The organism is Sulfurimonas sp., from assembly GCF_023229025.1.
Classification (GTDB): Bacteria; Campylobacterota; Campylobacteria; order Campylobacterales; family Sulfurimonadaceae; genus Sulfurimonas.
In genome coordinates, this window is record NZ_JALOAA010000021.1 from 25,870 (window position 1) to 35,293 (window position 9,424).

10 protein-coding genes are annotated in these 9,424 nt (G+C 34.2%); 7 read left to right on the plus strand and 3 right to left on the minus strand.

What is annotated here, in order from left to right:
• The 6 genes from mshL to M0Q20_RS06715 are packed head-to-tail and all read left to right on the plus strand — an operon-like array spanning position 1 to position 6,783.
• Positions 1-1,596, plus strand: coding sequence for a pilus (MSHA type) biogenesis protein MshL (gene mshL, locus M0Q20_RS06690; protein ID WP_295059617.1), 1,596 nt, complete (start codon positions 1-3; stop codon positions 1,594-1,596).
• Positions 1,593-2,408: an ATP-binding protein gene (locus M0Q20_RS06695; RefSeq protein WP_295059620.1), complete on the plus strand. Its 816-nt coding sequence runs from the start codon at positions 1,593-1,595 to the stop codon at positions 2,406-2,408. Before mshL ends, M0Q20_RS06695 begins: the two co-directional genes overlap by 4 nt.
• Positions 2,401-3,255 (plus strand): hypothetical protein, encoded by an 855-nt coding sequence (locus M0Q20_RS06700; RefSeq protein ID WP_295059623.1) that lies wholly within the window; start codon positions 2,401-2,403, stop codon positions 3,253-3,255. Before M0Q20_RS06695 ends, M0Q20_RS06700 begins: the two co-directional genes overlap by 8 nt.
• Positions 3,252-3,797 carry a hypothetical protein gene (locus M0Q20_RS06705; RefSeq protein WP_295059626.1) on the plus strand — a complete coding sequence of 182 codons (546 nt, stop codon included), beginning with the start codon at positions 3,252-3,254 and terminating at the stop codon, positions 3,795-3,797. Before M0Q20_RS06700 ends, M0Q20_RS06705 begins: the two co-directional genes overlap by 4 nt.
• A gap of 8 nt (positions 3,798-3,805) precedes the next feature.
• Positions 3,806-5,539: a GspE/PulE family protein gene (locus M0Q20_RS06710; RefSeq protein ID WP_295059629.1), complete on the plus strand. Its 1,734-nt coding sequence runs from the start codon at positions 3,806-3,808 to the stop codon at positions 5,537-5,539.
• Positions 5,539-6,783 (plus strand): type II secretion system F family protein, encoded by a 1,245-nt coding sequence (locus tag M0Q20_RS06715; protein ID WP_295059632.1) that lies wholly within the window; start codon positions 5,539-5,541, stop codon positions 6,781-6,783. The genes M0Q20_RS06710 and M0Q20_RS06715 overlap by 1 nt, the downstream gene beginning before the upstream one ends.
• 24 nt (positions 6,784-6,807) lie before the next feature.
• Here the strand turns inward: M0Q20_RS06715 and M0Q20_RS06720 are convergent, their stop codons facing one another.
• Together M0Q20_RS06720 and M0Q20_RS06725 are read right to left on the minus strand one after the other, a co-directional pair.
• On the minus strand, positions 6,808-7,389 hold the full coding sequence (locus M0Q20_RS06720; RefSeq protein ID WP_295059635.1) for a YigZ family protein: 582 nt from the start codon (positions 7,387-7,389) through the stop codon (positions 6,808-6,810).
• On the minus strand, positions 7,389-8,099 hold the full coding sequence (locus tag M0Q20_RS06725; RefSeq protein WP_295059637.1) for a YebC/PmpR family DNA-binding transcriptional regulator: 711 nt from the start codon (positions 8,097-8,099) through the stop codon (positions 7,389-7,391). Before M0Q20_RS06725 ends, M0Q20_RS06720 begins: the two co-directional genes overlap by 1 nt.
• 142 nt (positions 8,100-8,241) lie before the next feature.
• Here M0Q20_RS06725 and M0Q20_RS06730 point away from each other — a divergent pair, with 142 nt between their 5' ends.
• A complete protein-coding gene (locus tag M0Q20_RS06730) occupies positions 8,242-8,733 on the plus strand; it encodes a hypothetical protein (protein ID WP_295059639.1) in 492 nt (163 codons plus the stop codon).
• Here the strand turns inward: M0Q20_RS06730 and M0Q20_RS06735 are convergent.
• Positions 8,723-9,424 (minus strand): ATP-binding protein (locus M0Q20_RS06735; RefSeq protein ID WP_295059642.1); only part of this gene is annotated, 702 nt, incomplete at its 5' end. The two genes, M0Q20_RS06730 and M0Q20_RS06735, sit on opposite strands and share 11 nt — an antisense overlap.

Consider the following 9,424-nt stretch of genomic DNA (forward strand, 5'->3'; position numbering starts at 1 on the left):
ATGAAACTTATAAAAACAACAGTATACTCAACTCTTCTAACACTTATCTTATCAGCTAATGCATTGGCTGATTGTTCGTATGAGCTCTTTAGCATTAGCTCCACAAAGGATACAAAGATAATTGACTTCATAGAGCAGCTCAGCGATGAGTGTGAATTCAGTATTATTGTTACTGATCCAAATGCGCAGAAGTTTTTAGATAGCTCTTTAAATAAAACAAACTTAAATAATCTAACTATAGATGAAGTCTTAAACCTTATATTAAAAGAGAACAATCTTACATACACTCTTGAAAACAATATTTTAAAGATTTCATATCTACAGACGAGAATGTTCAATATTGATTACATCCTCTCACAAAGAAAGAGTGAATCAAAAACCAATATAACTCTCTCATCTGAAGGTGCAGGTGTCGCTTCTGCAACTACCGCAATGAGCACTACAACTACGACTACAGACACTGCTCAAGATGCCGGCGGTGGTTCGGCAGGTAAGTCTGGCATGAATATAAATAGTTCAGATGAAGTAGAGTTTTGGCATAATCTTGACTTAGAGCTTCAATCTGTACTAAACAGACCTCAAGACGTTTATGTTGCTGAAGCTCCAATCATTAACAAAAATGCAGGAATTATAACTGTCACTTCTACTATAAAGCAGATGGAGAGATTAGAAAAATATCTTACAAAACTCCAAGACAAAGTACAACTGCAAGTATTAATAGATGTTCAGCTTCTCTCTGTAACACTAAGCGATGGCAAAACTACGGGTGTCGATTGGTCACAACTCTATAAGCTTCAAGATATAGACATTAGCATAGATAAACTGTTTCATAAAAATGTATCAGAGTTTGAAGATGGTAAAATCACAACCGCTCTTGCCGGGGGCGGAGCAAGTGAGAACTCTCACCTTATAGAGATAAGTGCAAGCGGAAACTTAAATGAAGTAATAAAATTTCTTAAAACTCAAGGGGATGTTACTTCTATATCAAATCCAAAAGTTCTAACGCTTAACAATCAAGCAGCCCTAATTACTGCCGGAACGGAGTATTTTTACAAAATTATAAGTACTGAGACTCTATCTGGAACTACAAGTGGAACACAGAGTACAAATGAGGATCTTCAGTCAGTTTTTGCAGGTGTTTTACTCGATATTACACCTGAAATCTCTGATGATGATATGATAACATTAAAAGTAAATCCTTCACTATCAGAAACAGCTTCAGACATATCTCTAGTTGATTCATCAGATAGAACTATGCCGCCGGATCTTCGCAGACGTCAATTGTCATCTGTTGTTACCGTAAGAAATGGAAATAGAATTATCTTAGGCGGTCTAATTAGTACTAGCAACAACATTAATATGAACAAAGTCCCTATTTTAGGAGATATACCTATATTAAACTATCTATTTAAATATGAAGATAGACAAAAAATTACTCAAGAGCTTGTAATTGTTATTGAGCCCCATATTGTTCGCAAAAATGATAAAAAACTCTCACTATCTGACTTAGGATATGAGGGACTCTCAGAAGATGTTTTACTTAATGCAAAGGCGGCAAATTCGTCTCCTTTAAGTAGCCCAAGAGAGGAAAATTGAAACCAAGTATCTATGAAAACTCAAGGGATGTTTTTTTAGATACCGTAAATGCTAAAGATTACATCCAACTTGAGAGAATCTCTATGATTTACCAAGCCTTAAAAGATTCTATAGAGAAACCTCTTAAAATGGTACTTTTATACGGTAAGCCCGGTACCGGAAAGAGTATGTTTTTATCAAAACTTTATGAAGATATAGCCTCAAGACAAGATACCTATCTCTATAAGACACCCGTTTTAGATGAAAGTGAGTTTTTTAAAACACTTGCTCAAGATCTCTATGGAATTAAGTATGACGGTGAGTTAAATTTTACGCAATTTATGAAAGTGGTAGAAAATAGAGATCTTAAAGAGGCAGCAGTACCCATTATCATGCTAGATGAAGCTCAGCTATACTCTACGCCCATGATGGAGAAGATAAGACTTCTCTCAGATACAAGAAAGGTCAAGTTTGTAATTGCTCTTCATAAAACAGAGAAAGAGGATATTATCGCAAAAGAGCACTTTCAAACAAGAATCTGGGAGAGTATAAAACTTCAAAACGCTTCATCTTCAGAACTAAAAATATATATTCAAAAAAAGCTTATGAAAGCAAACTGTGTTGATACTGCAAGTATGTTTACCTCAAAATCTATACAAAAAGTTCATAAACTAACAGAAGGAAACTATAGAGAAACAAATAAGTTAATCTATACGCTCTTTGATATATATCTATATTATGCACAAAACTCTCCAAATAAAATCAAAAAGAGTGAGATTTCAACAAAAATAATAGAGATGGCCGCAATTCATACGGGATTAATAAATGCTTAATGTTAATGAACTAGAAAATAGATATAAAAAATATAAACTAAAATCATATACTCCATTTTTTGCAACTCTTTTGGGAGTTGCTGTTGCAACTATAGCTGTATCATTTTTTTTGCTATACGATTTTGACTCAAAAAGAGATCTAAAAAGCAAACAGATTGTACAAAAACAAGAGATTAAAAAAGAAGATTACAATGCAAGCATTATAGCTCTGCAGAGCGATGAGACTAATAAAGAAGATAACCAAACAGAAGAGATAGTTCAGGAGATGCCAATAATCGAAGAGGAAGTTCAGACAATAGATGAAAAAGTTCTGTTATCTCCATCTCTTGATTTTATTAAAAACATAAAACCTCAAGCACCAACAATAAAAGAAGAGACAATTAAAACTCTTGTAGCTGTAGAGCAAAAAAGAGAAGCACTCCCTCAAAAAAAAGAGAGCAACGCTGAAAAAAAAGATGAGATATTGCCACCTGTTATTGAGGAAGTAAAAGAGTCTATTACTCCTGTAGAAAAATCGAGTTCTATTGATATAAAAAGAAGAGATGAAGAGGATGATATTAAACATGTTATAAAAAGATTTAACATTAATCACAATCCGGCATTAAGCCTTTTTGTTGCAAAAAAATATTATCAACTAGAAGATTATGAACAGGCATATAACTATGCTTTAGCGACAAATGAACTAAACAATGATATAGAAGCGAGTTGGATTATTTTTTCAAAATCCCTTGTTAAACTTGGTAAAAAAGAGATGGCAATCCAAACACTTAGAGAGTACATTAAACAATCAAACTCATCACAAGCAAAGCAGCTATTAGATGAGATTTTATCAGGAAAATTCAGATGAAAACAGTAATATTAACAATGCTCATAACATTAACTCTATTTGCCGATGCAAAACAGAAGATGCTTGAACTATTTCAAAACAAAGAGTATAAAGATGCATGTAGCATCGGTTTTAAAAATTTCACAAAATACTCAAAAGATGAGGAGTATGTAACTTTATATGGTTTTTCTTGCTTAAATGTTGACTATATTGATAGATTGTCCGTACCGATAACAATACTTAAGCTCTCTCCTGAATCAAGAGCAAATGCTGCATATTTCTCTATAATACTTATGCAGAAGAAGCTTCTATATCATGCTATGATTGATAATTATGATATATCGTCACTTAATCTGCCTACAACAGATTATGTTTTATCAAAGGTGTTTGATTACTACACAAAATTAGAAAAAAAAGAGCCGCAAGAGTTTTATATTTTTGAAGATGAGAACGATAATAAGCTAAAATATAAGTTGTATATTTCAAAAGATGATAGAATTGATAAAATGATTATTGAAGAGTTTTATAATTCAATTAGTATAAAAAAACATATTTACTGGTAGGAGGCATTATGGATAGAATAACATCAGATTTATTAGCTAATGGCTCCATTATGAGGAGTCAAGTCGATAGATTAATAGCCAAAGGACTTGACACCAATCTAATACTTAGAGATATAACAATATCCGGATTTATGACTATGGACAGACTCGTTAGGTTTATAGTCGATAAAATACAAAACGGAGAGTATGATCTCTCTATAATTGACAACTATGACTATATTCAAGAGAAGGATGTTCTTCTTAAGCTTGCTCAAAAACAGAACCTTCTTTTTATAGATTTAGACTCTATCGATATGGATTATAGGCTAACAGAAAGAGTCTCTCTTGCTCAACTAAAAAAATATAATGCACTTCCTATATCTGAAGATGAACTAAGCATTACAGTTGCTTTTAGTGACCCCCTAAACATAGAGGCTCATGAGTCCGTACAGAGACTCTTTCCTACTAAACCGGTTAAAATTGCAGTTGCAACAAAGAAACAGATTCAATCATACCTATTTAAAGTTGAGATAAAAGATAGCGTAAAAGGGCTTGTCAGAAAGATTAGAGATGAATTAAACTCAATAAACTCTATAGATGAACAACAAGAAGCATCATCAATACTTCTTCTAATAGATGTTATTTTAAAATCTTGCATAAAGAGTCGTGCTAGTGACGTACATATTGAGCCTACAGAAAAAAACTGCGTAGTTCGTACAAGGATAGATGGAAAGTTAATAGAGGTTTTTATTTTTGAAAAGGATATATATCCACCTCTTGCCTCAAGATTAAAACTACTCTCTAATCTTGATATTGCAGAGAAAAGAAAACCACAAGATGGTCGTTTCTCAACATTAGTCGGATCAAGGGAGTATGATTTTCGTATATCTACCCTACCTATCCTTTATGGGGAATCAATAGTCATGAGGGTTCTTGATAAACAAAAAGCTCTTGTAAAACTTGAAGATGCAGGTATGGATAATTTGAGTTATGAAAAGTTTATTAAAGCACTTAAAACTCCTTATGGCATCATACTAGTCACCGGTCCAACGGGAAGCGGTAAAACGACGACTCTCTATGGTGCATTAAATGAACTTAGAAATGTAGAAGATAAAGTTATTACAGTTGAAGATCCCGTTGAGTATAGAATGAATCTTATTCAGCAAGTTCAGGTAAATCCTAAAGTTGGTCTTACCTTCGCCGCTGCTCTTAGATCCATTCTAAGACAAGATCCAGATAAAATAATGATTGGTGAGATTCGTGATTCAGAAACGCTTGAAATAGCTATTAAAGCGGCTCTAACCGGTCACTTAGTTATATCTACTCTACACACAAACGACTCTATTAGTGCGATAACTCGTATGATAGATATGGGTGTGCCATCATATCTAATCAGTGGGTCGCTAGTAGCTATACAGGCACAAAGACTTGTTAGAAAAATATGTCTTCACTGTAAAACAGAAGAGAATATCTCGGCTGCAACATTAGAAGAGTTAAACCACTTAGTCACTGAAAATAGTAAATTTTATACCGGAGCGGGGTGTAAAGAGTGCAATGGAACAGGGTATATGGGCAGAGAGATGATTTGTGAAGTTTTAAGCGTCAATGAAAAGATAACATCTTTAATTGCAAAAGGGGCATCCATTGAAGCTTTGCATGCTCAAGCTCTTGAAGATGGTTTTGTAGGTCTTTTTGAAAATGGAATCAACAAGGCACTTGATGGTGTTACTAGTTTAGAAGAAGTTTTAAGGGTGGCAAAATAATGAAATACTTTGTAGCAACTATACTCACTAAAGGTAAAAAAGAGAAGATAGGAATGTATGCTAATGACAGAAAACATGCCAATGAGCTTACAAAATTAAAATATTCAGGTATTATAATAAAGGTCTCAGAAGAAGAAGAACCGCTTGAAGCAAGGCTAAAAAGATTCAAATCAGACCTTCTTAGCAATGTTAAAAAACGAAAAATCAGACCTGATGCTCTAATTGCTGCTATTAGGCAGTTGGCGGTTATGACAAATGCCGGTATTTCTATATATGATTCATTAGTTGAAATATCTAAGTCAACTCAAGAACATAACTTAAAAGTTGTTTTCAATAAACTAGCAGAAGATATAAACTCCGGACAATCTCTCTCAAAATCAATGGCTAACTTCCATTTTGAACTTGGTAGTTTAACAATTGCCATGGTTCAACTTGGAGAGAAGACTGGTAATTTGGATGAAGCGCTCTACTCCCTTGCTGATATGTTAGAGGAGATTCGAGCAAATGTTATTAAATTCAAAAAGGCCATGGCATATCCAAGAAACGTCATGATAGCCATGGCAATTGCGTTTACTGTTTTAATATCGTACGTTGTTCCTGAGTTTAAGGCAATTTTTGAAGAGCTTAATGCCGAACTTCCTCTGCCTACGCTTATACTCTTAAAACTAGAGTATCTTTTTAATAATTATGGACTATATGTTTTAGCAGCTATAATAATCTCTTTTATTGTATTTAAGTACCTTATAAACAACTATAGAAACATAAGGTACGGCTGGCACCAATTTTTGCTAAAAACATATCTTATAAAAAACATTATCAAGTTTGCTACATTAAGCCGCTTTACTCTCGTATTTTCAGAGTTGATTCGTGCAGGTATTCCTATTGCCGAAGCGCTTGACACTTCAATATCCATGATAGACAACCTTCCCCTAAAGGCCAAACTATCATCGGTGCGAGCAGCAGTTGAAAAAGGTTCTACTTTAAATGAGGGGTTAGAGGATACAAAGCTATTTGAAAACATGATTATTCAAATGATAAGTGCCGGTGAGGATAGTGGTACTTTAGATACTATGATTAATAAAGTAGCAGAGTACTATAAGATGAGATTTGATGCAATAATTGATGGTCTCTCAGAGGCAATAGAGCCTATTATGCTGCTACTTATCGCATCTATGGTTATTCTTCTTGCTCTTGGTATATTTTTACCGATGTGGGATATGGGCAACGCAGTCCAAGGAAGATAATAAAAAAGAGGTAGATACTTATATCTACTTCAAAACCTCCACTAATCTATAACTACTTTTTAAAAATTTCTGCATATTCTCTTTGCCTGCTTTTAGCTTATAGATACTCTTTGTATTAAAGATTTTTTCTAATATATCTATTTTATGTGCTAGGCACTCATACTCTATTTTTCTAATATTTGAGTACTCAAAAGATATATCTACTCTCATCTCTTCTTGATACTCTATGAGTTTTACAGCAAAAGAGTTCAAAACAAGATTAACCGCATCACTATATGCTCTTACAAGACCACCTGTGCCAAGTTTTGTTCCGCCAAAATATCTGACAATTATTACTGCACTATTTATTATATCTGCACCTTGCAAGACCATTAAACTCGGTTTGCCTGAAGTTCCTCTTGGTTCGCCGTCATCACTAAAGTGTTCAACTATTTGATTATGCTCATTAAAATATCTGTAAGCGGTAACAAAATGTCTAGCTTTTTGGTGTTCATTCTTTAGTTTCTCAAGTGTAGAAGAAAAGTCTCTATAGGGAAGAAGATAAGCAATGAATTTTGATTGCTTAACCTCTAGTGTTGCTGTGGAGTGTTCATTTACAAATCTCATTACGCTATATTCGTAAATACCTTTTGAACATCCTCATCATCTTCTAGTTTCTCTAAAATTTTATCTATATCTGCTTGCTGCTCTTGTGTAATTGTAATCGGAGAGTTTGGCATTCTCTCTAAATTTGCTTTTATAATCTCTATGCCCTTCTCCTCTAAAGCGCTATTTAATGCTCCAAAGCTTGTGTAATCACCGGTAACAAAAACTGTGCCTTCTTGCGCTTCTATCTCCTCTAATCCCGCATCTATCAACTCAAACTCAAGCTCTTCTAAATCCATATCATCTTTTAAAGCAAACTCAAATAGTGCTTTTCTATCAAACATAAACTCCAAAGAGCCCTTTGTAAGCATCTCTCCACCATGTTTTGTAAGTATATTTTTTACATTTGCGACTGTTCTTGTATTATTATCGGTCATACACTCTATAAACAGCTGTACCCCATGCGGGGCTTTCCCCTCAAAACTAACCTCGAGCATACTTGCCGTGTCTTTGGCAGTTGCTCTTTTTATTGCTGCTTCTATATTCTCTTTTGGCATATTTTCAGATTTAGCATTGATAATAGCAGTACGAAGCCTAGCATTCATATCAGGATCCGGACCTCCCTCTTTTGCTGCCATTGTAATTATCTTTCCCAATTTAGGAAACAGTTTTGACATAGCTCCCCATCTCTTTAATTTTGATGCTTTTCTGTATTCAAAAGCTCTTCCCATATAGTTATCCTCATATATCTCTTATTTATAGTGATTATTAATCAAAAATGTATTATACCAAATGAGTAGCCATAGATACTTTATAGTACTCTTTATAGAGTGCTTTTGGTATAATAGTGTCAATATTTTATGAGGTACTTAGATGAAGCTCTTATCAACAATAAAACACTACCTGTTTAATGCATTTCGTGAACTATTCGTCTATAATCACAGCTCTTTAGAGTTTCGTGCAAAACTCTTTGCACTAATTCTTTGTGCAGATGAAAATATAAAAACCGATGACTACTCTATTATAAAAAAAATTGGTATGAAAATATACAAAAATGATGATGAGAGAGCAAACTTATTAATGTTAAATACCAAGGAGCTTGTTCAAAAAGTAAAAGAAGATAACGGCTTAGACATAGATACCCTTGTTGCAAATATTCAAAAAGAGTTAAAAATTGTGCCAAGATATGCCAAAAAGATAGACATTGAATCACTAAAAGAACTACTTCTACTTTCACATGATAGAGATGTTATCTCATATCAAGAGAATATGATAGAATTTTTACAAACCCTAAGAGATGAAACTCTACATGAGAAAAAATCACAAATTGAAAAAGATGAAGAGAAGATAGAGTCTAAATATTAAATCTCTCTTTATCAAAAAATGTCTCTACTGAGATATTTTTAAATGCTGCATTTAAACTTGTAAAAAGTGAGGGGAACTCTTTTTCCATTTTAGAGAGCATCTCTTTTGTATTCGCCCTTGCATGTGGCATTTTAATATCAAATCTCATTGAAGGACATGCCTCATCCCCAATAGTAGGGATATTATTATCAAGTGCAAATGCGGCTAACTGACGCTCCCTCATCTGAATTAAAGGGCGTATTACGATTAAACCGTTCTCTGCCCTATATTTTGGGGCAAGCGAGCGCATCTGACCATTATATATGAAGTTCATAAAAAAGCTCTCTGCGGCATCATCCATATGGTGACCTAGTGCCACCTTATTACATCCATGCTGCTGCGCAGCGCTATAGAGCGAACCTCTTCTCATGCGTGAAAAAAAGCTGCAAAATGAGGAGTTTTTTCTTATTTTCTCCTCTGCTAGCTCATATATCTGTGTATCATGTATAAGATGCGGTATCTCATGCTCTTTGCAGTGCCTAATCAATTTATCGAACTTCTCTCCCATTCCGTATGAAACCGTTGCTGCAATAAACTCAAACTTAAACGGTGCTCGGCGCTGCTGCTCTTTTAGTGCATGAACTAGTGTGAGAGAATCTTTTCCTCCGCTAAGTCCCACTAGTATCTTGTCACCCTCTTCTATCAAGCCAAA

Excerpts from the sequence above, each read along its gene's own strand:
- M0Q20_RS06700 (WP_295059623.1), top strand. The coding sequence starts at position 2,401 with ATGCTTAATGTTAATGAACTAGAAAATAGATATAAAAAATATAAACTA.
- M0Q20_RS06730 (WP_295059639.1), top strand. The coding sequence starts at position 8,242 with ATGAAGCTCTTATCAACAATAAAACACTACCTGTTTAATGCATTTCGT.
- mshL (WP_295059617.1), top strand. The coding sequence starts at position 1 with ATGAAACTTATAAAAACAACAGTATACTCAACTCTTCTAACACTTATC.
- M0Q20_RS06715 (WP_295059632.1), top strand. The coding sequence starts at position 5,539 with ATGAAATACTTTGTAGCAACTATACTCACTAAAGGTAAAAAAGAGAAG.
- M0Q20_RS06710 (WP_295059629.1), top strand. The coding sequence starts at position 3,806 with ATGGATAGAATAACATCAGATTTATTAGCTAATGGCTCCATTATGAGG.
- M0Q20_RS06720 (WP_295059635.1), bottom strand. The coding sequence starts at position 7,389 with ATGAGATTTGTAAATGAACACTCCACAGCAACACTAGAGGTTAAGCAA.
- M0Q20_RS06725 (WP_295059637.1), bottom strand. The coding sequence starts at position 8,099 with ATGGGAAGAGCTTTTGAATACAGAAAAGCATCAAAATTAAAGAGATGG.
- M0Q20_RS06705 (WP_295059626.1), top strand. The coding sequence starts at position 3,252 with ATGAAAACAGTAATATTAACAATGCTCATAACATTAACTCTATTTGCC.